Source organism: Sphingomonas trueperi (assembly GCF_011927635.1).
Taxonomy (GTDB): Bacteria; Pseudomonadota; Alphaproteobacteria; order Sphingomonadales; family Sphingomonadaceae; genus Sphingomonas; species Sphingomonas trueperi.
The window spans coordinates 25,827-49,947 of the sequence record NZ_JAATJB010000015.1 but is presented as its reverse complement, the minus strand read 5'-3'; the positions used below and the strand labels follow the sequence as shown (position 1 = coordinate 49,947).

Sequence of the window (24,121 nt, the reverse complement as noted above, 5' to 3'; positions counted from 1 at the left end):
TTACCTCTGTACGAAGTTGCGGTTGGCCGAGAGGAAGCTGCTGCTGCCCCCGCCTCCCCCGCCGCCCAGCTGGGCGAGGATCTGGTTGGTCTGCGCCGTCAGGGTGGAGAGCTGTTCGAGCAGCGCGTTGGTGGTGGCGGTGTTCTTCGCCGTATCGGCCGTGCTGGTCGCGGTTGCGCTGGCGAAGGGGTTCTCCACCGCGGGCGAGACGGGGACGGCATTGTCGATAGAGCTGATCGCCTTGTTGGTGGCGCTCTGGATCTGGTCGAGGAAGTCGAAGAACTGCTTCGTGGACCCGTAGATCTGGCGCTCGATGTCGATCGCGCTGTTCGCCGCCGCCTGATAGGCGCTCTGGTCGATGCTCTTGCCCTGCGCGATCTGGTCGAGGAACGGCTGCAGCTTCGCCAGCGCCGCCGCTTCCTGGTCGCGGAGCGAATAGGGCGAGGCGCTGCCGATCTTCAGGCTGTCCTGGAAATCGCGCAGCGTCGCGCTGGCGGCAGCGGTGCTGTTCTTCACCTGATCCAGCTGCAGGTTATAGAGCTGCTGCGCCTGCGCCATCTGCTCGGTCGAGGCACCGCCTTCCTTCAGCGCCGCCACGGTCTTCTTCCACTCGCGGTTCAGATCGTCGATCGCGGCCCCCACCGGGTCGAGCATCTTCTTCAGGTTCTTGGGGATCGCCTCGATCAGCACGGCCTTGCTGATTGCCGTCTCAAGATCCTTGCCGCTGGCGAGGATTCGCTGCGAGGCATCGCTGATGCCCTTGATCGCGCCATCGGCCAGGGCGTTCGCGATCGCCGCCCGCACGGCACCCTCGGGGTCGCCGTCGAACTTCAGGACGCCGTCCTTGTTGCCGTACTTGCCGCCCACGCTGGTGCCGCCCGAAGGGTCGACGCGGTAGCTATCCTTGTACTTGTTGATGCTGACCGCGAAGGTGCCCAGGTCGCCGCCCAGCGCGTCGGCAATCTGCCGGATGCCGGTCTGAACGTTGGTGGCGAGGCCGCCAAGATCGGACTGCACCGCCGAATAGTTGCCGTTGACAACGGCGGCCTGGTCGACGCTGGTGATCTGGGCCGAGCCGCGCTCGGTCTTCTGGAACAGGCCGCCGACGACGTTGCCCATGATGCCGCCCGCAATCGCGCCGAGCGGCCCCGCGAAGCCGCCCAGCGTCTTGCCCAGCGAGCCACCGATCTCCTTCGTGATCGTCTTGCCCAGTTCCTTGCCACCATATTCGCCGAGGACGCCGCCGATGCCGCTGGCCGTCTTGTCGGCCTTGCCGCCGCCGAGCGCCGAGAAGACCGAGCCGCCGATGCCCCCGAAGGCGGCGCCTTCCAAGATCGTACCTAGGTTGCCCTTCAGGCCCTTGGTGATGGTCTCCGGCACCGTGATGCCAAGCTTTTCCATCCGCTTGGCCCAACCGTCGATCGCCAGTTCGAGCACCTTGCTGGAGCGCACCAGGCCGAGGGCTTCGCCTGCACTGGCCTTGCCGGTGACGACGATTTCATTGTCGTTCGCGCTATAGCCCCCGCCGCCAAAATATTGGGCGATGGCCGGGGACGCCACAGATGCCGCCGCGCGCGCCGCTTGGGGATCATACCCACGAATGCGCAGCGTGGCATCCGAGAGTGCGTCGACGAAGTCGTTCACCGTGTCCCGCAGAACCACGGCGGCACCCTTGGCCTGATCCTGCAGGATCTCGGCGGGCGTCTGCTTGCCCGTCATCTTGCGGATATAGTCCTCGATCTCGCGATCGATGCCGCCGAACAGCGCGTTGCTCAGCAGATCCCGCTGCAGCTTTTGCACCACCCCGACGATGCCGCCGGCATTGCCCTGGATCTTGGCGAACACGCCGTCGACCTGATCGAGAACCCCGCCCCACGCATTCTCGTAGATGCCGACGATCCGGCGCTGATCCTCCAGCAGGCGATTGATGGCCTGGTGCTGCTGCGCGAGCCGATAGGCCGTCTGCACCTGCGCTTCGTTCAGCGGCCCCATCTGCTGCTGCAGGCGCAGGATGTTCTGCAGCGCCTCGGCATCGGCATCCCTGCCGGCCAGCACCAGGCGGCCGACTTCCAGGCTTTCCTGCTGCGCTTCCACGAATTCGCGGAACGGACGATCCATGCCGTTCCTGATCGACTCGCGCGCCTGATCGATCAGGCCGAGCAGCTTCTGCACCTCGGGCGTCAGCTTCCGCTTGCTCAGCTGCTCGGTCAGGTTGTCCAGCTTCAGCGTCGCGATTCGGGCGCGATCGATCAGGCGGGGTTGATCGTCCCACTCGGCATTGATGGCGGTAATCGCCTGCTCGGCAGCGTCATCGGAGCGGGAGAAGTCGCGGGGCTTTCTCGGCGTCCGAGGCTTCTTCGGCTTGGGATCTCGCTGGTAGGGCTTCAGCTCTTCAGGGATCGCCCCGCCCTCGGCAACCGAAATCACCTGCAGCGCGGCGGCCTTGTCGGTGGCCGTCTTCGCCAGATCGTTGAATTTGGCCTTCACGTCGACCAGCGACTGCCCGGCGATCCTTCCATTGACGGCCAGCTGGTCGAGTTGCCCCAGCGCGATCGTCAGGTCGCCGCCAACCTGTTTCGCGTAGAGAGATGGATTTGTGGTGGCCAACTGATTGTTGGCGACTGCAGCCTGCAGCTTCGCGAAGATCTGCGCCTGCACGGCCTGTTGTCGCCGGGCATCGACGCTGGCGCGAGCTGCCGCATCGACACTGCCGGCGCCGACGCCGAACTGCCCAGCCGTTCCCGGCGCGGCCGCCACCAGAGCCTTGTCGTTCGCGCCGGTGAGATCGTCGATCTTCTTGTTTGCCGCGAGCAGGTTTGCCTGCGCCTGCAGCTTGATCGACTGGATCAGAACCTCGTTTTGGGTCTTCAGCTTGCCAGTGGTGAGATCGATGATCGAGCCGAGCAACTGCTGCGCCGCGCCGAACGAGTCGGCAGCGCTGGTCGCCTGCTGCAGCTTCTTCGCGCTCTCGTCGGCCGCATCCGCGCTCTCGAACAACTTGGCGACAAACGGGGTCGCGGCGATCAGCGCGATCGTGAAGGCGGTTCCCATGGGGCCGGTGAGAGCGCGTCCGAGCGCGCCGGCACGGCCTTCCATAGTCGACAACGCGAAGGTGGCCTGCGGAAACTGCTGCGCGAATGCGACGACGGCGCTCTGGCCCGAAACCACCTGCACCGTGAAGTCGCCCAACTGCTGGCCGATGTTGGTGAACCCCGCGCCGCTACGCTTTGCGGCATCGACCAGGTTCTGCTCTTCCGCCGTCAGCTGGCGCGTCTTGCTGACGGTCTGGGCAAGCTCGGCCTGCAGCTCTTCATAGGCGGTGATCTTGGCGCGGATCGCTGCGGCCTCTTGGACCGAGGCCCGCTCCGCCACCATGGCCGCGTCGGCGACCAGGCGCTGGGAGGCTGCCGACTCGCCGCCGCGCGCCGCCACGGCCGTGGCAGCCGCTGCCAGCTCTCGCTGGGCCTGCGCCGTGTTCTGCGCTGCCGCTTCCTGCGCGCGAAGCTGGGCAATATCGCGCGACAGATCGAGGCCGCCGCCCGTGGTGCGCGGCAGCTGCAGTGCGGTCTGGGCCGTGCGCTGCACCTCCGCGAACGCACCGTTGAATTCGCTGCGGATGTCGGCCGCAGCCGAACGCGCGCGGGTCTTCAGCTCGGCGAAACGCTGACCAGTCTCGGACGAGAACTGCTCAGCCTTCAACTGCAGGCGGGCCACGATGTCCGTCTGTGCCATGGGCTACCTTTCCAGTTGCGAGCAGATCAGCGCAGCGAGAGGCCGCGGATTGCGTTGAACAATTCGCGCGCCAGCTCGCCATCGGCGGCGTTGACGATCGGTTCGATTGCGAAGGCGTTGCGGAAGCGCACCACCGGGACGAGGACGAAGATCGGCACGACCGAGCTTTGCAGCGGATTGGCCCCGCCCCGGCCTGCCCGTTGGCGTCCGCCGGTAAGCTGGCGGAAGCCGCCAGTCCGGGCGTTCGTCGTGCCGCCGGTCGCGACCAGCAGCGAATAGTTGCCGGCGCGGTAGATGAATTGAAGCTTCTGGCCTGTCCGGCGCTCCCACTCTCCGGGAGTGAGATCGCGCCCGCGGCCGCGCGAGCCCGCCGAAGGAAGCGGCACGGCGAGATATTGCCCTCGCTTGCCCCGGATTTCGCCGGGCTGCGTCCAGAAGCTCACCGCGCCGCCGGTGCGGCCATCAGCGCGCCCCTTCAGCCAGACCGTGGCGGTTGGGTTCCTCGCCGGGCCGGACCGCGGGAAAGCGCTCGACTGCCAGGCCCGCCACAGCTTGCCGGGGACAGCCGCCTGCGTTGCGTCTTCAAGCCGCTTCTCCAGGTTGCGGGCAGTGCCCGAGACCGCCTTCGTTCCGGCCGACAGATAGCCGCGGATCAACCTGTCGGCGGCGGCATCCAGTGCTTTGCCGTCGATGATGAGATCGGCGCCGTCAGCCATCGGCCGGCTTCTCCATCAATTCTAGGAGCAGGAACGCGTCCATCAGCGCCGCCGGCTGTTCACCGACGCTGCCGGGGCATGGCAGCACCCGCCCCGTCAGCGGCGAGGCGAACCGCCGGCACTGGAAGTAGAGATCGACGACAGCCCAGATCCAGCCTGGCAGGACTATGCGGGGGTTTTCCTTCCACCGCGTGCCTTCGATCTCCCACCCTTCGCCCGCGGTGAGGCCGACTTCGAAGTCTTCGGGCCGTCTTCGGACGAAGACGGCCGCTCGAAGTTTTTTTCCTCTCCTCCGCCGAACTGCAGGCTGAAGGCTCGGGAGCCGGCAAACAGCAGATCCACCTCCTGCAGCCGGCGAAGCGCACGATCGGCGACATGGCCGTTTTTGTCCGCCTCAAACGGGATCACCGCGCCATTTTCGTCGCGGACGTTTTCCCAGCCCGTGCAGTAGCGGGTGAGCGCCACGATGGGCACCAGCGTACGACGGCGCTCCATCTGGGCGACGAGGTCGGCATAGGCCGGCCAGTGCTTCACGAGCAGCGGGTCCACGGCCTTGGCGAGCTTCTTGTCATCGTCGCTCAGCTGCTCGGCTTCCTCGCCCTCAGCCGAGAAGATCGCGACCAGCCGGTCATATTCAGGTTCTTCGGCGAACAGCGCATCGATGCCCTTCAGCTGGGCCTCGCGCAGCTGGTGGCTCCAGACCTTGGCGGCCTGCAGCGGGCCGTCGAGCAGCGCGGTCATCTGCCCGCGCTCGATCGTGGAGCCGGCGCGCAGGTGGAAAACAGGCGCGCCGTCGACCTTCTGCACCCAGGGATGGGTGTAGGGCACGGTTTCGGTGGTGGTGGTGACGATCATGGGTGCCCCGATCAGTAGAAGCAGAGGATGCTGTCGGTGTCGCGCAGATAGGCATCCTTGCCCTGGCTGATCGCCTGCGCGGTGATCTGCTCGCCGACCAGGTTGTCGCGCTGCGTGTCGCTCTCGCCCGTCACCTGCGCGACGGGGATGGTGAGCGCCCAGCGGTTCCCCGCCTGCGTACCGTAGCGGAACGACGCCGGCACCAGCGCGCCGGTGGAGATCTGCGCCAGCACGTCGCGATTTGCGACCAGCGTGGCGAGCGGGTCGATCGTCAGCACCGGGGTGCGCTGGCCAATCTCGCCCGCGCCGAAGCCGATATTGGTGTTCGGGTCCTCGCTCGACGTGACGTTGGCGCCATCATTGAAGGACCAGGTGGAGATCGAGACCGGCTTGCGGTTGAAGATCGCCACGTTCGAGGCGTCGGTACCGCGCGCGAGGTTCGGCGGCGCGTGCTGCTTCAGCGCGGCGAGGCTGGGCACCGCGGCGTCCGTCTTGCCGGCGAAGATGCCGGCGAAGCTGAAGGCGGCGAAGCCGGGGCGGGCGGAGCGGCCGTTGAGGTTCACCACGCCACGACAATGCGTGTACTTGAACAACACGCCGTCGCGATAGAAGGCGATCACCGCCAGGGGCTGGTCGGTCGCCTTGGCGGTCGCGTCGGCGGGCGTGGTGCCCGAATAGGTCCAGTTCGCCGGGATCGCCGCGCTCTCGCCCGTCGTCAGCGGCGTGTCGAAGGTCTCGGACAGGGTGGCGACCCGGCCCGCACTGTAGCCGGTCACCATCGGCAGGCGGCCGTTGTTCGCCGTGCCCCCGCTCAGGATCAGCGGCATGCCGACCAGCGCGCCTGCGGTCGCGGGCGCGCCATTGGCGAGCGTGGCGCTGGTGGCGCTGCCGGCGGTGAGCGCGGCGGCCGCGACCGCTGCCTGGAACTGGGCGCGCTTGCCGCAGGCCGAGAGCGCCGCATGGAGCGGCGGCTTGACGGTGGAGGTGTACACCACCCCCGGCCCCGCGCCGCGAATGCGCGAGGTGAAGGCAAAGCTGGCAGCCTGGCCGATCACCTGCGCCGCGCCCGAGACCAGCGAGCCGGTCGCTTCATTCGACTGTTCCGTGGTGAAGGGAGACCCGCGCGTGATGCCGTCCAGTTCGATGCCGATGAAGTCGGTCGCCGGGTCGGGAAGCGCGGTGTCGTTGTCGTCGGCCATGAGTCGGATGCCCACGGCGATGAACGCCGAGCGCTGCGTAGGATCGGACATGTTGGGTGCCTCCTTTAGGCGGGCTGGCTTGGATCGCCGCGACGGGCGGCGAAGGTGATGGGCAATTCGAGTGCGAAATACATGCGCGAGGCCGACGCGAGCGACGCGACGCCGATCGTCATACGGCCTTCGTCGATCGTCTCGACCAGGCCGCCGAGCTGATCGTCTTCGCCCATCACGGCGAAGACAGCGGCGGCGTAGAAGGCATTCAGCTGCGCATAGGTCTCAGCGCCCCCGTCACGCTCGAAATAGGCTTCCACGCGAGGCGTAAACTCCATCGTGGTGGCGGACGCCTGCGCCTCGATCGGGTCATGGCCGTCGTCGAACAGGTGAAATGCCGGGAAGGCCATGGGATCGGCGGAAGGCATTACCTCCACCTCGGCGATGCCGGGCACCAAGCGTAGCCGGCGCTCGATCTCCGCAACGACCTCAGCGCGGCGGGCCGTCATGCCACCTTCTCCAGGACGATCAGCCAAGCGTCGACATTGTCGTCGTAGCTGACCTGGTTCGGCTGCCAGGTGAGGCCGCCCCGCGCCAAGCGATCCGAGCGGATTGGCCTGTTGGGGAGATCAGCGCAGGCGATCTCCGCTGTAATGGTCCGCGTGGTGTTGCCGGGGCCTTGGAATGGATCGCCGGGGGCATCGGTCCAGATGACGCGAAGCTCGGTCGGCTTTGCGAGGCCGCCCCCGGTGTACAGCACGGTATCCGGCGAGGCGGCGCGGATATCGGCCGCCGCCTGCTGCCAGGGATCAGGCATCGGAGCTGGTCGGCGCCGGTACGCCGGCGCCGCGCTTGGCGGTGTGGGCCTTAACGAGCTCGCTCGCGCGATCGGCGGCGATCTGCTTCGGCTTGTCGCCGATCGTCACGTCGGTGCCCGCGTCGATGAACGATCCATCGTTGGCCCTTGCCGGGCCATGAAGGTGAATGACGGACATATTGGTCTCCAAAAAGGCGCGGGCGGCGCGCCGAGGCATCGCCGCCCGCCCAGGCTGGGAGGAACATGGGTTCAGATGACGGGAACGAGCCGCACGTCGACCGAGGCGGCGCCGGAGGTGGCGGCGCCCATGGAAATGCCGATCTTGGTGTTATTCGTCGCCACATTGGTGACCACTCGGGCGCTGTTGTCCCAATAGACCACCGTCTTGCGGGCGATCGCCACCGCCGCCTTGGGCAGCGTGAACACGCCGCGAACGACGCCGACCACCGGGGCGCCGGATGCCGCGTCGGCCGACGCGACCGCGAATTCGGCGCCGTCGAGGTAGCCCTGGCCGCTCGCGACGGCATAGGGCGCGACACCGGTGATGTTGTCACCGTTCTGCACGAAGTTCTTCATCGGGGATTACTCCTGCGGGCGATCGGCGCGCGCGATGCGCGCCTCGCGGATCTTGGTGAGGATCTCAGCCTTCTTGGTGGCCTCGCCGAGATCGATTTCCTCGGCGGCCGCGAGCTGCTTCAGCTCCGGCACCGTCATAGCGTCGAGATCCTCGCTATCGGTTTCCAGCTCAGCGGTCTCCGCCTTGCCTTCACCGATCAGCTGGTCGGCATAGTCGTCGTCGGCGACGGGGATCGGGCCTTCGACGGGATAGCGAATGGCGCCGGCAATGACTGCCGGCGCGAGCAACAGGATAAGCTTCATTGGGGGCACTCCTTAGCGCGCCGGGATCAGAGCCCCGGGTTCTTGTACATGCCGCGATAGTCGACGATCGCGGCGCCGACATCGAGGCGAGCCTTGGTCTTGACGCCGTCCACGTCGAAGCCGGGCTGCGTTTCGATGAACACGTCTTCCTGGCCTTCCAGGTGCGACAGCTCGATCGTGTCGATCGCGGCCTTGTCGGCGAACAGGTACCAGCTCTTGTCCGTGATCCGCGGCTCGACGATCAGCTGCAGCGAGCCGACAAACGGGTTGACGTTCGCGGTCTGCGTCGCGGCAACTGCAGTCAGGAACTGCTCCGCTTTCGTCTCCATCAGCGGCCCGACCACCAGATAGGCGGGGCGCACGATGATGAAGCCGCCCTCGACGCTCTTCTGCTGGCCCATCGCAGTGCGGCCCGCGGTGACCGAGTCCACGTTGATGTCGGCAGCGGTGCCGAGATTGCCGTGCTGCGCGGAGAACAGCGCGAAGCCGTCGCCCATGGTCGGATTGCTCAGCACCAGCCCCCAGACCAGATCACTTTCGAGATCGCGGGCCTTGTAGCCGAACTTGTCCGGCACGCGGGCGAACAGGCGCTTGTCATCGTTAATGATAGCCTGCCGGGTGATCGCGATGATGCGGCCATAGGTCTGCAGGCGGTAGGACATGCCAGTGTCGGCCATCGCGCCATAGGTGAACTCGGCATTCTCCTGCACCAGCAGCAGCTGCGGCGCATCACCCAGGCCGATGATGTTGGTCGGCTTGAAGTCCGGCAGCGTGCCGGTCATGACCAGCGGGCCGAAGGTCTGCGGCGCGGCAAGGTAGGCCTGCCGCACGCGCTTGCCGGTGGCGCTGGAGAGCGCGTTGGCGAAGTCGCTGGTGGTGTGGGCACCATAGCGCAGGCCGAGCGCGGCGCCGGCAATGTCAAGGCGGCCCATGCCGGCGGTGGAGATGCCGGTGCGCTGCAGATAGTCGCGCGACATCTCCATCAGGGTCAGGCCACGCAGTTCACGGGCCCGCTCGACGTCGGCCGGGTCGAAACGCGCACTGGGATCGGCGCGCAGGGTGACGGCGACTTCCACCGCGCGGCGATAGTCCTCGCTGTCAGTGCCGGCCGCGCCGACGCGCACGTCGATGCGCGGCTGCTCGCGCTGGCCGAGCAGGCGATCGCTGATCGCACGCTCGAACTCAGCCTCACTCAGCGGGTTCTCCTCATTGCGCCCGATCAGGTCGAGCGCGAAGTCGCTGCCGAGATCGGTCGAGCGCGCGCAGCGTTCGCGGATCTGGCGGGCGGTGATCCGCACGCTGCCGCTGGGCGGTTCGGCGCGCGCTGCGCCGCCCTGGTCGCCAACGGGCGCGGGAGCTGCTGGCGCGGCGGGAGCTGCGGCAGAAGGAGCGGCCGCAGCCGCGCCGCCGGGGAGGTTGCGTCGCATATCATCTTCCTCTTGGGTGGTGCCGTGTTGCGGAGTCCCGGATGCAGACCGAACCACGGCGTTCGGATCGGCGGGAACGGGCACGAGGCTGGCTTCCAGCAGCTCCCAGGCGACGGCGCGCCAGGTCTCGTGGTCATTTTCGTCGGTGGCGGTGATCTGCCACTTGGTGACGCGATATCCGATCGAGATCGCGCGCAGCTCGCCGGAGGCGACACGCGCCTCAATCGCGCGGCCCGCGTCCGTGTCGGCGAACTCGAGCGTGCCGATCAGCTGCCCGCCCTCGATCCGCACGTTGGTGATGCGGCCCAGGACGTCGCCCAGCCTGCCTTGATTATGCGTGTCCAGCAGCGGACAGATGCCCGCGCCGACGCGACCGAGATCGATCGCCGCGTCGCTGATCTCCAGCTCTTCGGTGAAATAGAAGCGCCGCACGGCCGTCCCGGCCGAAAGGACGGCTTCGACGGTGCGCGCGGTGGCGTCGTAGCTCTCCGGCGTGAGGGACAAATCGCGTGTGCCACGCCCGTTCGCCTGCGGTTGGCGGCGCTCCTGCAGATCGCCCTGCTCGGGCGCGTTTCGGGTCAGCAGCCCCGCGATCGCTGCGGCGGCCGCGCCGACCAGCAGCGCCTTTTTGCCCCGCTTTGCTGGTGGCAGCGGGGTGGTGACGACGCGGCCTTCCGGACGCGGCTCGTCGGCGGCGCCCTGCGGCGCCGGTTCGGACTTGCTCATGATGGTCTCCTTGCTAGGCGGCCGTGGAACCGGCATCCGCGCTGGCCGCGGCGTTCTGGGCTGAGCTGAAGGGATCGCCCTTGTAGTACAGGCCCTTGCCCTGCTGATTTTTCAGGTCGGCAGCGGTCTCGTCCATGAACACATCATGGTCGAGCCCGCGGGAGGCGAGCAGGCTGCGCCGGTTTTCCAGACCGGCCTGCATTTCGAGGATATCGGCCTCGGCATCGCCCTTGCGATCGATCGACTTGCGCGGCGGGGGCGCCCAGCGGATCGGATAGGAGCGCTTGCCGGTGCGGCCGAACTCGTAGGCGGCCTGGCAGAACCAATCCCAGACGCGATTGAGCGCCACCGGAATGAGCGTGTTCCACTGGAAGCGCGACATGAAGGTGTCGAATTCCAGCGCGCCAGCCCGGTAGGACGAGAAGTTCACGTTCGACAGGTCACCGGTCATCTGTTCGTAGGTGACCGACATGCCGGCGGCCGCGGCGAGCAGGTTGATCTTCACCGCATCGCCTACGCCGCCCACCGGCTTGGGATCGCTGAACTTGATGTCCTCGCCCTGTTCGAGCGTGAACACCATGCCAGGCTCGATATTGTCGATCGGCGGCAGGCCGCCCTCCCGCTCCTCCCGCTCGCCGAGTGGCCGCTCGTCGGCCTCCGCGCTCAGCGTGCGGAAGCCGGCGAAACAGGCGTCGATCTTCCGGCGGACGAGATCGGCATCGAGCGTCTCATCGATATCGTCGAGCCGCTTCACCACCGGCTCGAACACCGATATGCCGCGCTTCTGCCCGATATCCTCTTCGACGAAGAGGTGGATCACGTCCTCGGCCGCGAAGAACACGGGCGGCTTGAAGCCGCGATATCGCGCCCGTGCCGGGTGGAACCAGTAGCCGGCGACGTTGCCGTCTTCGTCGTACTGGATGCCGTCCTCGATATTGTCGCCGAACTTCTCCGTGGCGAGCATCCCGCCGTCCACCAGCTGGATGCGAAACGGCAGCACTGCTGCATCCCGCACCCACCGGCGCAGGATGAACACCTCGCCCTGGCGGAACATCGTTCGCACGCCCAGTTCCTGCTGGCCGTAGAAGTTCAGCCTACCGCGGAAGTCGCTGACTTCCACCCAATCGAGCCAGAGCTGGGCCAGCGCCTTCGGCCCCTTGGGCGTGCCGGTGATGCCCCAGCCTACGGCGTTGTTGACCAGCGCGTTCAGCGCCTTCTTGCCGTAGGGGTTCTGCGACGCGAGGCGGATGACGGTTGCCCGATCGAGCGTGCGGCGCGGCCGCGCGTCGTTCGGATCGCCGGTATTGATGTCGAAGTTGGCAGCGCTGGCGCGCGTGCGGCGGCCCTGATGGCGCTCGATAGCCGTCAGTTCCTGGACGCGGACGCGGGCCATGGCGCGGCGAGCCGCCACACCCGGCGCGATCGCCGCGATGGAGCGCTCGAACCAATTCATCGGCGCAACGTCCGAAGCACCACAGACCGGGTGCGACGGCTCCCACGCACGGCGGCCTGATCCAACTCGGCCTTGATGGTGTTGCGCACGCTCAGCAGCTCGCCCGAGTTTTGATATTCGGTCGAGCGGCCGTCGGCGAACGTCACCTTGCGCACGTTGCTCTTGAGCGCGGTATCGACCGCGTCGAGATCCTCTTGCGTCCAGGCCATCAGCGTTTTCCGATCCAGTTCCCGCTACGCTTCGTGAAGCGATTGACGGGGTTGCGTTTCGAGGCGGGCACCTGCGGTGCCTTGGGTTTTGTCGGCAACGGCGGCGGCGAAGGCTTCGTCAGAGCGGGTTTCGCCACTGCTGGCGCTGTGGGTGCCGGATCGGCCCCCAGCGGCAGCGCAGCCTGATCCGGCACGCGATAATCCCTCGGCACCCACCGCATGTGCGTGCGAGCTTGTGCGAACGGCGGCCGCAGAAGGGTGGCGTAGCCGTAGACCAGAAGATCCCAGGTCTCGTTGCGAGGCCGGACCTTCTCCCACTTGCCCTTCTTCAGCTCCTCGGCCGTGATCTCCTCGACGTGATGGTCGAGCAGGCGGCCCGTCGCGCCTTCGTCTTGCCCAGCCTTCAGCGGGCCACCCCCGGTCTTGCCGCCGGGCAGGTGGATATAGCCCGGACCGGGTTCGGAACGGCGAAGGCGGGCGTCGATAACACCCTTGATCCGATGCACATTCGGCAACCATAGCTCAGCCGAAGTGCGCTTGGCGCCGCCGCGCCGCTTCTGTTCGGCGAAGCGAGCCCGCGGCATCAGCTCGCCCGTCATGCTGTTGCCACCCTTGGTGAGGGTAATACGGTTCTTTGCGATGCCCGCCGCCCGTGCCATCTCCCACACCGCCTTGGCGAACTCGGCAGCGCCCTCACCCTTGGCGCCGCCCCCGCCCACGTCCAGCTGGACGGTGAGAGGCGGCGGCGACATGCCGGAGCCGTCGGCAAGCGGATATACTCGATCCCAGAGCGGCAGCATCACCCGCGCGTGTTCCGGGTGGCTGAACGGCGCGAGCGACGTGATCCCGTCTTCCAGCACGTCCGTCGACCACCGATCGACGATCCAACTTTCGAGCCCCTCGCCGAAGGCGAGCGCCATATGCTCCAGCCGGTTGGCCTGTGTGTCGGTCAGGATCACCCACACCTTCGCGCCGCGGGGCATCACGCCCAGGTGCAGGCCCTGCTCGCGGCGGAGCTTGAGCGTGTCGGTCTCGACCGGCTTCTCGCCCGAATGCTTCGAACGATAGTTCTTGCCGCCCTGCGTGTTGATCACGGTGCGCAGCGCGCTTTCATCCTGCCGCACCTCCCATGCGATCTGGGCGTCGCGCCACTTGCGGGCCAGCGTCGGCCAGCTGGGCAGCGCCATCAGGCCGTCCACCCGAAAAGTGCGGCGGCGCTTCGAAACGCCATGGTTCGCCTGCACGAACCCATGGTTCGGCAGTCGTCCGCAGCTTTCATGCAGCTTGCGGCGATCGCTCGGCTCCAGGATGCAGCCGTTTGTCGGGCAGACGACGTGTGCAGTGGCCTCGGCCTGGTCGGCGGTGCCGCCGGTGTCGAAGCGCAGATCGCGCAGGAAGTCGATTTCCCAGCGCTCACCGCAGTGCGGGCACTCCGGCCAGATCCGTTCATCGGTACCGTCAGCGACGAACGCTTCGATGCCGCTCTTCTCGTCCTTCGCTGGCGAGCTGCTGATGTACTTCTTCTCGCGGCCTTCGTGGCTGATGAAGCGGCCATCGAGCAGCGCAATGCCGCTGCCCTGCCCGCCTTCGCCGCCAGTCTCGCCGATATTATCGTCATACTGGTCGTAGTCGTCGAGCCAGCCGAACCGGATCGACAGCTGCGTGAACTGCGAGGCTACCGGCCACACCGTGGTCAGCATCATGCCGTGGAAGAGCTTGATCCACTGATTATTCGCATTGTCGGCGGGCCGAAGCTTGGTCTGCACCGCAGACGTGCCGGCGATCATGGGATCGAGGCGGCCCTTGACGAACTTCTCGGCCATCAGCCGATCAGGCTGGCAAACCAACGTATCCGACGGGTCGCTCTCGACGATCCAGCCCAGCCAGTCGACGCCGATCGTCGTGGCGCCGCATTGCGCCGGCTTGATGATGCCGATTTCGGACGTGACCGGGTCCGACAGGGCCAGGCGCAGTTCGTTCTGCCAGGGCAGTGTATCCGGGTCATAGCCGCGATGGCGGATCGACCATTGAAGCAGGTTGAGCTTGTCGCGCGGGCGGTAGCTGGGCGCCGCGCGTCGCAGGATGTCGCCCCTAGTTGGAAAGGGCGGAATCACCCAGCGCGGCGGCGGGATCATGGGCGCCGTCGCCAAATTCGTTGCTCCAGTTTTCCATCATCGTGGCCAGCTGCTGCTGATCGTCGTGCATCAGCCGTTCGATCGCAGTCAGTTGGTCGCGGGTGAGATCGATTTTCTTTGCAAGGCGGGCCGTGAAGGTGGCCTGTCGCTGCTGGAAGCGGCTGAGAATGTCGCCGATCGCGCCGACCACTTCCACGAATGGCACCAGCTCCCGGCGCTTCTCCGCCAGCTTCGTGGCGATCACCTCTTCTTCGAGCAGCTGCTTCCGCTCGGCGATCGAGAACCCGGCCATGGGCTGGGCAGTCACACCAACGCCGAGGTCCAGGCCGAGCTGGCGCAGATCCTCGGCACGCTTCCGCGCTTCCTCGGTCTTCCGCGCTTCCTCGGCCTGCCATGCGGCGATCGCCGCGGGGATATCGATTTCGTACGCGTCGCCGTTCGAACCGCGCTTCCTGATCCAGGCCTGATCCGGCTGCGCGGCGATCCACTTCCGGATCGTCGGCTCGGACGCCAGCCCCGTTGCCGCGAGATCAGCCAGGTTACCGAGCATCGGACGGACCCAAACCGAAAGAACAAGAGGAAGCCGACAGAAAATACACGACACTCGCACGCGCCGAGCCTTTGGCCCCCGCATAGCGAGGATGCCGGGGAAGGACCCAAGCCACCCCCACCCCCCGCCGCCCGACCGCGCGTGCCGCGCAACGATGTTGCGCCGCTTCGCTGCTTTCAGGCATCGCGTTGAAAGAATGTTGCGCCATCGGGGGAAATCCGGTCGATGCTGCGCGCCCCTGCAGGTATGCCGCCTGTCGGTCGAGGCGACGCCGCCCCTGCCCCGCATGCGAATGCCCCAAGGCTATCAGCTGGATAGCCGGAATGGGGCTCCAGGCGAACAACTGATATTTGCTCGACATCACATTCTACCCCTTGCGCGCCTCTACCCTCGGTTTTCTGCGGTGTTCAGCGCGCGACAGATGCGGGTGATCGCGCGGCCATAGCGCATGCGGTAGGCGTCGGGCTCCGCCACGCTGCCCAACCGTCGCGCAATCCACACCCACTCTGGCCGTGCGATGCGCTGCAGCTGGGCCAGCGCCAAACCCACCAGCTTGCGGTCGCGCTCGGGCACATGCTGCAACCAACTCAGCGCTTCCTCCATCCGCCCCACCTCGTCAGACGAGAGGCCAGGGAGCCGAGGGCGAGCGTCCACATCCATGTCGCCGTAGTCACCGAATGCGTGATGTCGGCGCACGTCGGGCCATGTGGCCTGCACCCGAAGCCACCCCGCCTCGCGATCCGGCAAGCGGGCGAGGAAGGCCCACGCCTCCACCAACCGCTCTTGCACCGCCTCGAACGTCCAGCCCAGGTCGCCGCCAAGCTCGCCGTTCCGTGCCTTTGCTGCGTTGGAGAAAGTAGAAGAAAGCATATTACCCTCTTTGATTTTTAGGAACGGACAGACAGACGGATGCAGGGATATCGCGCATGCATGGGCGCACATATGGAGAGCTTAGGAACTAAACAGTCCGTACTGTCTGTACTGTCCGTAACTCACGCTTTTCTGCCGCCCTCAGCTACGGACAGTTAACGGACAGACGGACGGTTTGAGTAATGCTTGCATCGACTTATCCCTCCTAGCACACTCGGCCCGCGTTCCAACCCGCGCCGCGCCCCCGAAAATCACGGACAGTATGGGCCAACTGTCCGTGAACTGTCCGTTGTTAGAGCGGCTCGCCCTCGTCACCGCCGTCGCCAATGGGCTCGGAACTGCCCGCCGGAAGGTCATTCGTGCGGCGCAGGCGAGCGCCACGGCGCAGCTTCTTGCCCTTGCTGTCCTTGCCGCACATGATGATCTGGAGATCGCCCAGAGCGCGCCCGAAACGGGTGGAATTCATCACCTCGTTGTCGCTCAACCCCTCCGCCTCGCACCATTCTTTGTACGAAGTGTACAGGTCGGCCGACAGCTCACGCGCCAGCGGGTCGCTCATGTCGAGCTTCGCGTGGGCCCATTCGGAGAAAGGGTTGGCGGAGCGCCGATACTCCTCGATCGCGTCGACCACCTCGGGCGGCTGTTCCAAGCCATCGTTGAGGTATCCGATGACTCCGGCAATGATCCAGTTCAGCACGCCCGAGGCGCCGCCAGGATCGTCTTTCAGGATGCGTTCGTGCATCCCTTTCACGATCGCGCCGCCTTTGAACTGGTGCCGCCACAGCATGATGATGATGCGCCGCCAGATCCCGTCGTCGTCGCCGCTGATGCGGGGACGCTTGTTCGCCTCCATCACCACCTTGCCGCGGGGCTCGAACTCGCTCTCCGCGCCGTATAGCGGGCGGTAAGGCACCGGAGATCCGCCCGTGAACTGCTTCACCCGCTCTTCCGCCATGGCCTTGCCGCGCTTGGGCTCTTGGATCGAGATCAGTCGCGTGTCGCCCACGAACCGCACCAGCTCGGGCGTCGCGCCGCCGGCATCGGTGTCGGGCCCGTCAAGGAAGGTCTGCACCTTACCCGACACGCCGTAGCTGCCCAGGACGATGCGGATCGCGTTCATTGCGGTGGATTTGCCGTCACCGCCCTTACCCTGCAGGATGACGAAGATCTGCTCGACGTTCAGGCCGGTGGCGCAGTATCCGATCAGCTTCTGGAAAAACCACCGCACTTCCTTGTCCGGCAGCACGGTCTCCATGTGCTTCAGCCACATGTCGTTCTTCGCGTCGGGCCGCCACTCGGCCGCGCACTGGCGCGTCAGCAGGTCAACCGGGTCGTGGGGCGCATCGTGCACCTCCCACCCGTCCGAGCCTTGCCGGAAGCGCAACGTGCAGTTGCGGGCGTTCAGCGCCAGCGGATCTGCGTCGAATTCTTCCTCGCGGCGGTTCAGCACGTCCAGATTGGCCGCCTGCTCCAACATCGCCTTGGTGCGGGAGCTGTCACCGGACTTGGTCGCGTGCTTCGAAAGCGCCTCGATCCGCCCTTCCAGGAACTCCTCGGTCATGCCGTCCGGCAGCGGCCGACGGTCCAAGCGCGCCTCCAGCTCCTCCATCTCCGCGCGAATGCCGCGCGCCACGTCCATGGCCTTCAGCCGGGCAAGCCGCTCCCCGTCGTCGCGCGACCAATGCCCGTCTTCATAGGCCAACCACCCCCAGCTTCGGACATAGATCAGCAGGCCCTGCGCATGCGCGACAAGCCGGTCAGCATTCCCCTGATCGTTCAATTCCTTCCACGCCAGCGCCCATGGATCTACTACCTGCACTTCAAACCCCGTCTTAGCCGCCATGGCGCTTTCCCTTCCCGTCGATATTCACGGCGCGCGCGAGCATCAGCGCGGAGCTGACGCGCTTGCGGCGGGCCGATTGTTTCTGTTGCTGCCGATCTTCACCGGCGAACTTCTCGAAAAGCGCGCGATCGCGCTCTGTCGTCATGCTGGTCTGCGCTTGGTGCACTTCGACCGTGCCACGGTAGAGCCCGAACGTGGCTTCCCCGGCGCGCATGGCTTCCTCGCCATGCTTCGCCACCTTCTCGAACCAGCGAACCACAAGGGCGAGTTGCTTGGCGTCGAAACCCTCCTCTTTGGCGAGCTTCTTCCGCGCCGATTCCTGCGCCCGCAGCAGCGCGATTTCGGCGCGCAGATCCAGCAGGAACAGAACATGCTCCACCAGCGCCGACGCCTGGTTGCTATCCTCCAGCGCGACGATTTCCGCAGTCAGCAGGTCAAGCGCGAGCGCAGCGGCATCTGGGCGCAGCGCGGTGATCGCCTCCCGCGCCTCGGCATCCTCCATCCCTAGCGCCGCCTCATAGGTGGCGAGCAGCTCTTCAGCCTCGGCGCGGTGGTGAGGCTCCATTGCCCGCCGCGCGATCACCTGCCGGATCGTCTTGGTGTCATAGCCTTCGGCCTTGGCCTCGGCGTACACGTCGCGGATATCGTCGCTGATGCCGGCGCGTTCCTCGATCAGCCGTTCGATGCGCTCTACGAACAGCCGCAGCCGGTCCCCGCTCATGCCGCGACACCTTCGAACAGGCCATACTGCCGCTGGGCATCCTCGATGCGCTTGCAGGCGAGGGCGAAATAGGTCGGGTTCAAATCAATCCCGATGAAGCTGCGCCCTGCCATAACAGCGGCGACGCCTGTCGTTCCACTACCCATGAACGGGTCCAGGATGGTCGCTCCGGGTTGCGTAAAGTCTGCAACCAGCTCGCTCATAAGGCGACGCGGCTTTTCAGTCGGATGCGCCCCGGTGCGCTCTGGACCATTCACTAAATGCGTGTAGACCCCACGCTTGCCGCCAGCATTCCATCGGGCGTGCCCCTTGCCCGCCCAGGCACAAACGAAATGCTCAGCGCCCTGCGCAGGCCCTTGCCCGTTCATCTGCGGCGTCGAGTCCGGCTTGATCCAGACACAGGCCCGCTTGTACTTCATCGGGCTGGCGTTGATCGCATCCGCCCACCGCGCCACGCCTTCCGACGTGCAGAAGGCGATGAACCAACCCTCGCACTGGGCGCCCCACGAAACCACTTCGTCGCGGATTGCGTCGATCGGGTCGAAGTCTAGCGGCTTCCAATGATGCGAGCCATCGGGCCGCACTAGCCCTTTCATGCCCGATTTGCTCTCGTGCATGATCGCCTCATAGGGCGGGTCCATCATGATGTCGGACACCAAGCCAAGCGTAGGCACAATCTCGCGCGCATCCCCCAGGTACAGCGTCGCCCGCCCGATCACTTCCTTGCGCAGGTACGTCATTGCGCAGCCCTCACCATGTCGTTGAAATCCATCCCCATCGGCGGGCGTTCGGCGCGCACCAGGCCGGCGCCGGCATGCCGCCAGTGCTGCACCGCCGCCGTCGCGCAGATCTGCGCGCGCTCGGCCTGCTCGATAGTCCCGCGCACCCACTTGGCGCCGCGGCGATACTGCAGCTTCTGATCAGCCAGCGGCTTCATGTCCGCGTCCACCAGCACCACCGCCTCGGCCGCGCCCTGGATCAGGAACGGCGGACGGCCCAGCTCGGCGCGGATGTTCCACAGGGGCCACACGCCATCCTTGCGCACGATGCCGCCCTGCAGATTGTCCAGGCTCAGCGCCGCGGCGGCGGCGCCGTCCCACTGGTTGCGCTGCACCCAGCTCCAAACCGTTTCGATGCCTTCGCCCACCGCGATCCGCCCGCCGGGCATGTCACCGGGGCACCCCTGCAGCCACACCGCGCCGCGCTGCAGCCCGCCCCACATCTTGCGCTCTATCTTGTCGCTGCCGTCCTGCCGCAGATAGGTGGCATGCACCCCCATCGGCTCGCCGTCGCGATCCACGATCAGGCCCAACATCGCAGGCGCCCGCTTGCGCACGTCGCCCTCGGCCGCGCCGACGCGCCACGGCACCACCGCCGCCCGAGGATGAAAGCGCAGCGCGGAGAGCATGCGGAACTGCCGGATGCCGCCAAGTTCCAACCCCCGCGCCACCAGGTAGCGCTCCACGATCGAGCCCAGCGCCGGCAGCGAGGTGCGCCACAGCCACCGCGCCACCTCCACCGAAGCTACGACCCCCGAATCCTCCCGCAGCGGCCCGGCGCGCTGCGGGAGCGCCGCATCGGCCTGGATCGGATCGCCGTCGCTCAGCCGGCGGACTGCTTCCTTGAAATCGACGCCTTCCGAATCCTGCACCCAGCGGAACAGGTCGCCATGCGCGCCGCAGCCATAGCAATGATAGGTGCCGCTCGCGTCGCTCACATGGAAGCTGGGCGTCCGCTCTTTGTGGAAGGGGCAAAGCCCCTTGAACCCGCCCGAGCTGCGCCGCAGCTTCACCTTCTTGCCAATCAGGCCCGAAAGCGAGTGCCGGCGCCGGATGGCATCCAGATCGGCAAGGCTGGCAGAAGGTGGCGACACGGATTCCTCCCGTAGGGTTCGGGCTGTTCTGGTTGGGGTGCCGGGCTTTGGGAGACGCCGCCCAGCGGGGCGCAAGGGCACAGGGTGTCCGCCCCGCTCTCCCGATCAGGTGCGCACCGGCATCACGACCATGCCGAAATCGCCCGCATCCTCGTCCCCCGCGATCGAGGCCGGGGCCATCCCGCCATTCAGGCCGAAGATCGCCCGCGCGCCGCGGCAGGAATTGAGGCAGTCGAGCAGATACCGGCCATTGAAGGCGATCTGATAGCCTTCGGGCAGCCCCAGGCATTCCAGCATCACCACGCTTGCGCACGCGCGGCTGTCCTTGCCGCCCCAATCGGTAGCGATCGAGCAGCGTAATTCCCCACCTTCGTGGCGGATCGTCACGTCGGGCCGCTTGGCCGCGCTGCTGGCTACTAGCGAGAGCAAGGCCCGTCGCAGCGTCGCGATATCCAGTACCACCCGGTATTCGTGCGCTTCCGGGATCACCCGCGTGTAATCGGGGAAGGTGCCGTCGATCGTCTTACTGCGGAACGAAACCAGCAGGTCGCCCAGGTTCGCCGCCAGCGCCACGCGCGGGTTGATCCCCCTGGCCGGCGCGGTGCCCTCGGCAACCTCCACCGCGTTGAAGGGCAGCGGCACACCCACCACCAGCGCGACTTCCTCGGCGCGCTTGAACCGGCGCAGCACCAGGTTGATCAGGCCGCGCGGCAGGATAACGCCCGTGAAGCGGTCCCGCGCCATCATCGCGCCGGGAATCTTCAGGTTCGCCCAGAACAGCCGGTGGCCGTCCGTCGCAACCGCCCGTACCGTCCAATCGTCCAGCGCATGCAGGAAGATACCGTTCAGGTAATAGCGGGTTTCCTCGGCAGACATTGCCCGCGCCACCCGCCCGATCGCCGCGATTTCCGCCGAGCCCAGCACGCACCGCAGATCCTCCCGCGCAAGCGCCTCCAGCCCATGCGTCGGGAAGTCCCCGGCGGGCACACCCTTGGCGGCAAGCGCGAGCGGCCCCGCCTCTACCGAGACGGCACCATCCTCGCCGGGCACCACGCGCACCGAATCGCCGCCGGAATGCGCCACCGCCTTGCGGATCCGCGCGGGCTCCGGCAGCAGAAAGGGGCTGGCCGGTGCGCCGCTATACGGCAGCCGAACCTCGCACCCCATGTCCAGATCCGTCGCGCTGATCGAGAGCAGGCCATTGGCATGCAGCCGCAGTTGGCGAAGCACTTCGATGCTCGTCCCCCGCTGCACCACCGATCCGGCGATTTCCATCGCCGCCACGAACTTGCGCGTTTCAATCTCGATCATGGGGTTTCCTCCGCTCAGTATCGACGCGGCAGGGGCGGCCAAGGCTCGCGGCAGGGCGCGCATTTGCCCTCCACCAGCCTCAGCGTCTCGTCACCGCATTCTTCGCATTTGCCGGACACCCAAGCTTCGAAGGGCTCCCGGCGCACCTCGGCCAGCGCACGGTCGATGTGCGCCTGCTCGATCTCGCTCGCATCATCGACCTGGTCCGCCATCAGAGCGGCGCCCGCACCGTGCGCTTGTCGGTGCCAACCAGCACCGCCACGCGCCTCTCGAACGGACCATGGTCGACCAGCTCCACCTTCCCGTCGCGCACCAGCTTGCGCAGGCGGTAGCTGGCGGCGATCGCGCCGCTCAGTCCCGCGCCCTCGGCGAACTCGGCATTGGTCGGGCACGGCTGCTTCAGCCGGATCGCGTCGCGGATCATGCGCAGGATCGCGTTTTCGGCGCTGGAGCGCGGATGCACCCGCCGCACCTGACGGCCCGCGCGGTACGTCGCCGATCGGCGCTGGATCAGGAACTGCCAGCCGCCGCCATCGCGGCGCCGCGTCAGATCCACCAGACCCTGTTCGTGGAAGCGGCGGGCCAACTCGGCCACCGGCCGTGAAATCGTCTCGCCCCGCGCGTATACGGCCATGTCGCCCGCCTTTGCATTGCGCACCCATTCGGTGATGCCGGCAGCATCAAGCATGGGCGTCTCGTTGATCGGTTGAGGCGAGCCGAGCCGCCGGGGGGGTGGGGAAACGGCTCGGCTCGCCAGGGCGCGCGTCTTCAGTGCGACCCGAGGGCCGCGCGCCGGTAACTGAATTGGTGTTGATCCCCCCCGCCATGATCAGGCCGCAGCGGGAACCCGAGGGTTGAACCACCCGATGGGACGATCGCCCCACCAGCGATAGGCCGGGCGGCGCCAGTCCTGGCGCTGGATCAGGCCCATGCTCCACAGCTGGATCTCGGCGGCCATGACGGCGCAAGGCACCACCTCACCGGACAGCACGCGATCGAACATCGCCACGCCGCCCACGGCCTGGCCGAACCGCTCGATATCGTCGACCGGATCGCCGGAGGTGCCGATGATCCACGCCAGCTTGTGGGCGCCGCGGCTGGGCACGACGGCCGCCAGATGCATGAGGGTCAATTCTGTTCTCCCGATGCGTCGACCAGCGCGGCCATGCCGACGGCCAGCTCGACGAGTTGATTGATCTCGGCGCGCACCTCGCGGCGCTCCTTCGTGTCGAATTTCTTGTCGGCGAGCGCGCGGGCCAGCGAGGTCACGACATCGGACGCTTCCTTCACTAGCTCGCCCGCGCGCAGCATCAGGTCGCCGCCCGCCGCCACGCCCGCAGGGTGCGGCACGAAGGAGCCGCCCATTTCCCGGCAGAGCGCGCGGGTGACGTGCGGCCAGCCGTCGCGATCGCGGGCGAGCGGCTCCAGATCGGCGATGACATCCAGCGGCGGCCAGCGATCCGGGCAATTCGGGTTCTGCGCATCGCCCAGCACGGACTTGCCGACGCGGCAGAACTCCGCCGCCGCTTCCAGGCCGCCGACGCCCTTTATCGTGTCGGCAAAGGCGCGCTTCAGCGCGAGGCGCTCGGGCTTCATGCGGCGAGCCCTCCGGGGAGGGAGCATGCCCCCTCCCCTTCGGCTGCAGTCGTAGCTGAGCCCGGGAGGCCGACTACAGAACTCAGTGCGCCCGACGGCGCGGAAATATTCGTTTCGGTTCCGGATGACGCATGCTGCGCCTGCGAAGTATCACGGGCGCCATGGTCAGCCCCACCCACACCAAGCGTCGCGTCCCTATCGTCCATGTACGACTTGATGCGGTTCAGCACTTTCAGCGTGGGCGTGGAGCCGGCGCGCAGACGGCCGAGCAGCCCAGGCTCGCCTGTTGCGTCGCGACCGAAACGCGACTCTCCGATCTTCGGGTGGCGCTCCAGGAACGCATCGATGGTGCGAAGCACCTCTTCATGGGTCGGAACATGCATGGCCGCATCGGATGCGGTATTTGTATCTAACAGTCAAGCGACAATGTTAGATCAAACTAGCGTTGCCGTCTCATTGGCGTTGTTCGATACGCCTAACACGATGGCCGAACCGAAACCCCCAGTCTACCGCGCGCTCATGGCGCTGAAGCCGGACGGCCTCGCGCTTGGCCGATGGGCAACCGACGCGGGCTTGGCGCGGAATTATTTCAACGGGCTGGAGAAGCACGGCAACCCGAGCCAGGACGTTGTGGACGCCCTGCTGTCCGCCATCTCGGCAACGCGGGCCGATTACGAACGGTCGTTGGAGCATGCAAAGCAGACTGATAGCGAATTCGTTCTTTCCGAAGTGGTCGGCATCGCCCGCGGCTCGCGCGATACCCGGATGGCCATATTCGGCGACGAACCTCTCCCGCCGGTGCCGCTAGTGGGCAGCGCCATCGGAGGCGATTTCGGCTCTGTGGAAGAGCATATCGAACTGACCGAACTCTATTACGGTCAGGTCCTCGACTATGTCAGCCGCCCGGATTTCCTCGCGAAAGACCCGCAGGCCTACGCGCTGCGGATCGTTGGTGAATCGATGGTGCCGGCGCTGAAGCCTGGTCACGAAGTATGGGTCAGCCCGCGCGAGGGTGTGGGCATTGGCGACACGGTGATCGTCCAGCTGCGCGGCGGCACCGACCAGGACCAGGGCGTAAAGATGGTGCTGGTCAAGGAATTAGTACGCCGCAGTTCAGAATACGTCGAACTGCGGCAGTACAATCCACCCACCATGTTCCGGGTCGAGATTGCCCGCGTGGCGGCGATGCACAAGGTCAAGGGCGCTCGCTACTAGTAG

At 66.6% G+C, this 24,121-nt stretch carries 25 protein-coding genes and 1 pseudogene; 1 reads left to right on the top strand and 25 read right to left on the bottom strand.

Features of this window, described 5'->3' with window-relative positions:
- From GGR89_RS18660 to GGR89_RS18540, 25 genes and pseudogenes are all read right to left on the bottom strand, one after another.
- On the bottom strand, positions 1 to 3,732 hold the full coding sequence (locus GGR89_RS18660) for a hypothetical protein (RefSeq protein WP_125977295.1): 3,732 nt from the start codon (positions 3,730 to 3,732) through the stop codon (positions 1 to 3).
- A gap of 26 nt (positions 3,733 to 3,758) precedes the next feature.
- Positions 3,759 to 4,448 (bottom strand): DUF6441 family protein, encoded by a 690-nt coding sequence (locus GGR89_RS18655; RefSeq protein WP_125977296.1) that lies wholly within the window; start codon positions 4,446 to 4,448, stop codon positions 3,759 to 3,761.
- A gap of 165 nt (positions 4,449 to 4,613) precedes the next feature.
- Positions 4,614 to 5,303, bottom strand: coding sequence for a hypothetical protein (locus tag GGR89_RS18650; protein WP_125977297.1), 690 nt, complete (start codon positions 5,301 to 5,303; stop codon positions 4,614 to 4,616).
- Between the two features lie 11 nt (positions 5,304 to 5,314).
- On the bottom strand, positions 5,315 to 6,553 hold the full coding sequence (locus GGR89_RS18645; protein ID WP_125977298.1) for a hypothetical protein: 1,239 nt from the start codon (positions 6,551 to 6,553) through the stop codon (positions 5,315 to 5,317).
- A gap of 14 nt (positions 6,554 to 6,567) precedes the next feature.
- A complete protein-coding gene (locus GGR89_RS18640) occupies positions 6,568 to 7,002 on the bottom strand; it encodes a hypothetical protein (protein ID WP_125977299.1) in 435 nt (144 codons plus the stop codon).
- Positions 6,999 to 7,310, bottom strand: a complete 312-nt coding sequence (locus GGR89_RS18635) for a hypothetical protein (protein ID WP_125977300.1) — start codon at positions 7,308 to 7,310, stop codon at positions 6,999 to 7,001. The genes GGR89_RS18640 and GGR89_RS18635 overlap by 4 nt, the downstream gene beginning before the upstream one ends.
- Positions 7,303 to 7,488, bottom strand: a complete 186-nt coding sequence (locus GGR89_RS18630; protein WP_125977301.1) for a hypothetical protein — start codon at positions 7,486 to 7,488, stop codon at positions 7,303 to 7,305. Before GGR89_RS18630 ends, GGR89_RS18635 begins: the two co-directional genes overlap by 8 nt.
- 71 nt (positions 7,489 to 7,559) lie before the next feature.
- Positions 7,560 to 7,886, bottom strand: a complete 327-nt coding sequence (locus tag GGR89_RS18625) for a DUF2190 family protein (RefSeq protein ID WP_125977302.1) — start codon at positions 7,884 to 7,886, stop codon at positions 7,560 to 7,562.
- Between the two features lie 6 nt (positions 7,887 to 7,892).
- Positions 7,893 to 8,189 (bottom strand): hypothetical protein, encoded by a 297-nt coding sequence (locus GGR89_RS18620; protein ID WP_125977303.1) that lies wholly within the window; start codon positions 8,187 to 8,189, stop codon positions 7,893 to 7,895.
- A 26-nt stretch (positions 8,190 to 8,215) separates the two neighbouring features.
- Entirely contained in the window at positions 8,216 to 10,342 is a 2,127-nt protein-coding gene (locus GGR89_RS18615; RefSeq protein ID WP_164521891.1) for a prohead protease/major capsid protein fusion protein, read from the bottom strand.
- Between the two features lie 13 nt (positions 10,343 to 10,355).
- Complete coding sequence (locus GGR89_RS18610) at positions 10,356 to 11,795, bottom strand: phage portal protein (protein ID WP_125977305.1); 1,440 nt, start codon at positions 11,793 to 11,795, stop codon at positions 10,356 to 10,358.
- Entirely contained in the window at positions 11,792 to 12,004 is a 213-nt protein-coding gene (locus GGR89_RS18605; RefSeq protein ID WP_125977306.1) for a phage head-tail joining protein, read from the bottom strand. The genes GGR89_RS18610 and GGR89_RS18605 overlap by 4 nt, the downstream gene beginning before the upstream one ends.
- Positions 12,004 to 14,139, bottom strand: a complete 2,136-nt coding sequence (locus tag GGR89_RS18600) for a terminase gpA endonuclease subunit (RefSeq protein ID WP_125977307.1) — start codon at positions 14,137 to 14,139, stop codon at positions 12,004 to 12,006. Before GGR89_RS18600 ends, GGR89_RS18605 begins: the two co-directional genes overlap by 1 nt.
- On the bottom strand, positions 14,096 to 14,689 hold the full coding sequence (locus GGR89_RS18595) for a hypothetical protein (RefSeq protein ID WP_125977308.1): 594 nt from the start codon (positions 14,687 to 14,689) through the stop codon (positions 14,096 to 14,098). Before GGR89_RS18595 ends, GGR89_RS18600 begins: the two co-directional genes overlap by 44 nt.
- Positions 14,690 to 15,073: 384 nt before the next feature.
- A complete protein-coding gene (locus tag GGR89_RS18590; protein ID WP_125977256.1) occupies positions 15,074 to 15,559 on the bottom strand; it encodes a DUF6362 family protein in 486 nt (161 codons plus the stop codon).
- A 292-nt stretch (positions 15,560 to 15,851) separates the two neighbouring features.
- Positions 15,852 to 17,402, bottom strand: coding sequence for a DNA primase family protein (locus GGR89_RS18585; RefSeq protein WP_125977257.1), 1,551 nt, complete (start codon positions 17,400 to 17,402; stop codon positions 15,852 to 15,854).
- A 499-nt stretch (positions 17,403 to 17,901) separates the two neighbouring features.
- Positions 17,902 to 18,123: pseudogene (locus GGR89_RS22435) on the bottom strand (DUF2312 domain-containing protein); the annotation flags it as partial.
- The gene (locus GGR89_RS18575) at positions 18,120 to 18,863 is read right to left on the bottom strand and encodes a DNA-methyltransferase (RefSeq protein WP_206431265.1); all 744 of its coding nucleotides are present in this window, start codon (positions 18,861 to 18,863) and stop codon (positions 18,120 to 18,122) included. The gene GGR89_RS18575 and the pseudogene GGR89_RS22435, both read right to left, overlap by 4 nt.
- Positions 18,860 to 19,996, bottom strand: a complete 1,137-nt coding sequence (locus tag GGR89_RS18570) for a CHC2 zinc finger domain-containing protein (RefSeq protein WP_164521893.1) — start codon at positions 19,994 to 19,996, stop codon at positions 18,860 to 18,862. Before GGR89_RS18570 ends, GGR89_RS18575 begins: the two co-directional genes overlap by 4 nt.
- A 105-nt stretch (positions 19,997 to 20,101) precedes the next feature.
- Positions 20,102 to 21,307: a DNA polymerase III subunit beta gene (locus GGR89_RS18565; RefSeq protein WP_164521894.1), complete on the bottom strand. Its 1,206-nt coding sequence runs from the start codon at positions 21,305 to 21,307 to the stop codon at positions 20,102 to 20,104.
- Between the two features lie 14 nt (positions 21,308 to 21,321).
- Positions 21,322 to 21,519 carry a TraR/DksA C4-type zinc finger protein gene (locus GGR89_RS18560; protein WP_125977261.1) on the bottom strand — a complete coding sequence of 66 codons (198 nt, stop codon included), beginning with the start codon at positions 21,517 to 21,519 and terminating at the stop codon, positions 21,322 to 21,324.
- Positions 21,519 to 21,995 carry a LexA family protein gene (locus GGR89_RS18555; RefSeq protein ID WP_125977262.1) on the bottom strand — a complete coding sequence of 159 codons (477 nt, stop codon included), beginning with the start codon at positions 21,993 to 21,995 and terminating at the stop codon, positions 21,519 to 21,521. The genes GGR89_RS18560 and GGR89_RS18555 overlap by 1 nt, the downstream gene beginning before the upstream one ends.
- A gap of 141 nt (positions 21,996 to 22,136) precedes the next feature.
- Complete coding sequence (locus tag GGR89_RS18550) at positions 22,137 to 22,439, bottom strand: hypothetical protein (RefSeq protein WP_125977263.1); 303 nt, start codon at positions 22,437 to 22,439, stop codon at positions 22,137 to 22,139.
- Entirely contained in the window at positions 22,436 to 22,903 is a 468-nt protein-coding gene (locus GGR89_RS18545) for a phage regulatory CII family protein (RefSeq protein ID WP_125977264.1), read from the bottom strand. Before GGR89_RS18545 ends, GGR89_RS18550 begins: the two co-directional genes overlap by 4 nt.
- Positions 22,900 to 23,286, bottom strand: coding sequence for a hypothetical protein (locus tag GGR89_RS18540; RefSeq protein ID WP_164521895.1), 387 nt, complete (start codon positions 23,284 to 23,286; stop codon positions 22,900 to 22,902). The genes GGR89_RS18545 and GGR89_RS18540 overlap by 4 nt, the downstream gene beginning before the upstream one ends.
- A gap of 100 nt (positions 23,287 to 23,386) precedes the next feature.
- On the opposite strand from GGR89_RS18540, the gene GGR89_RS18535 reads away from it, so the two are divergent.
- Positions 23,387 to 24,118, top strand: coding sequence for a S24 family peptidase (locus tag GGR89_RS18535; protein ID WP_167713045.1), 732 nt, complete (start codon positions 23,387 to 23,389; stop codon positions 24,116 to 24,118).
- Positions 24,119 to 24,121: the final 3 nt, after the last annotated feature.

What these genes read in the sequence shown, in the direction of transcription:
- GGR89_RS18660 (WP_125977295.1), bottom strand. Translation starts at nt 3,732, where the DNA reads ATGGCACAGACGGACATCGTGGCCCGCCTGCAGTTGAAGGCTGAGCAG.
- GGR89_RS18655 (WP_125977296.1), bottom strand. Translation starts at nt 4,448, where the DNA reads ATGGCTGACGGCGCCGATCTCATCATCGACGGCAAAGCACTGGATGCC.
- GGR89_RS18650 (WP_125977297.1), bottom strand. Translation starts at nt 5,303, where the DNA reads ATGATCGTCACCACCACCACCGAAACCGTGCCCTACACCCATCCCTGG.
- GGR89_RS18645 (WP_125977298.1), bottom strand. Translation starts at nt 6,553, where the DNA reads ATGTCCGATCCTACGCAGCGCTCGGCGTTCATCGCCGTGGGCATCCGA.
- GGR89_RS18640 (WP_125977299.1), bottom strand. Translation starts at nt 7,002, where the DNA reads ATGACGGCCCGCCGCGCTGAGGTCGTTGCGGAGATCGAGCGCCGGCTA.
- GGR89_RS18635 (WP_125977300.1), bottom strand. Translation starts at nt 7,310, where the DNA reads ATGCCTGATCCCTGGCAGCAGGCGGCGGCCGATATCCGCGCCGCCTCG.
- GGR89_RS18630 (WP_125977301.1), bottom strand. Translation starts at nt 7,488, where the DNA reads ATGTCCGTCATTCACCTTCATGGCCCGGCAAGGGCCAACGATGGATCG.
- GGR89_RS18625 (WP_125977302.1), bottom strand. Translation starts at nt 7,886, where the DNA reads ATGAAGAACTTCGTGCAGAACGGTGACAACATCACCGGTGTCGCGCCC.
- GGR89_RS18620 (WP_125977303.1), bottom strand. Translation starts at nt 8,189, where the DNA reads ATGAAGCTTATCCTGTTGCTCGCGCCGGCAGTCATTGCCGGCGCCATT.
- GGR89_RS18615 (WP_164521891.1), bottom strand. Translation starts at nt 10,342, where the DNA reads ATGAGCAAGTCCGAACCGGCGCCGCAGGGCGCCGCCGACGAGCCGCGT.
- GGR89_RS18610 (WP_125977305.1), bottom strand. Translation starts at nt 11,795, where the DNA reads ATGAATTGGTTCGAGCGCTCCATCGCGGCGATCGCGCCGGGTGTGGCG.
- GGR89_RS18605 (WP_125977306.1), bottom strand. Translation starts at nt 12,004, where the DNA reads ATGGCCTGGACGCAAGAGGATCTCGACGCGGTCGATACCGCGCTCAAG.
- GGR89_RS18600 (WP_125977307.1), bottom strand. Translation starts at nt 14,139, where the DNA reads ATGATCCCGCCGCCGCGCTGGGTGATTCCGCCCTTTCCAACTAGGGGC.
- GGR89_RS18595 (WP_125977308.1), bottom strand. Translation starts at nt 14,689, where the DNA reads ATGCTCGGTAACCTGGCTGATCTCGCGGCAACGGGGCTGGCGTCCGAG.
- GGR89_RS18590 (WP_125977256.1), bottom strand. Translation starts at nt 15,559, where the DNA reads ATGCTTTCTTCTACTTTCTCCAACGCAGCAAAGGCACGGAACGGCGAG.
- GGR89_RS18585 (WP_125977257.1), bottom strand. Translation starts at nt 17,402, where the DNA reads ATGGCGGCTAAGACGGGGTTTGAAGTGCAGGTAGTAGATCCATGGGCG.
- GGR89_RS18575 (WP_206431265.1), bottom strand. Translation starts at nt 18,863, where the DNA reads ATGACGTACCTGCGCAAGGAAGTGATCGGGCGGGCGACGCTGTACCTG.
- GGR89_RS18565 (WP_164521894.1), bottom strand. Translation starts at nt 21,307, where the DNA reads ATGATCGAGATTGAAACGCGCAAGTTCGTGGCGGCGATGGAAATCGCC.
- GGR89_RS18560 (WP_125977261.1), bottom strand. Translation starts at nt 21,519, where the DNA reads ATGGCGGACCAGGTCGATGATGCGAGCGAGATCGAGCAGGCGCACATC.
- GGR89_RS18555 (WP_125977262.1), bottom strand. Translation starts at nt 21,995, where the DNA reads ATGCTTGATGCTGCCGGCATCACCGAATGGGTGCGCAATGCAAAGGCG.
- GGR89_RS18545 (WP_125977264.1), bottom strand. Translation starts at nt 22,903, where the DNA reads ATGAAGCCCGAGCGCCTCGCGCTGAAGCGCGCCTTTGCCGACACGATA.
- GGR89_RS18540 (WP_164521895.1), bottom strand. Translation starts at nt 23,286, where the DNA reads ATGCATGTTCCGACCCATGAAGAGGTGCTTCGCACCATCGATGCGTTC.
- GGR89_RS18535 (WP_167713045.1), top strand. Translation starts at nt 23,387, where the DNA reads ATGGCCGAACCGAAACCCCCAGTCTACCGCGCGCTCATGGCGCTGAAG.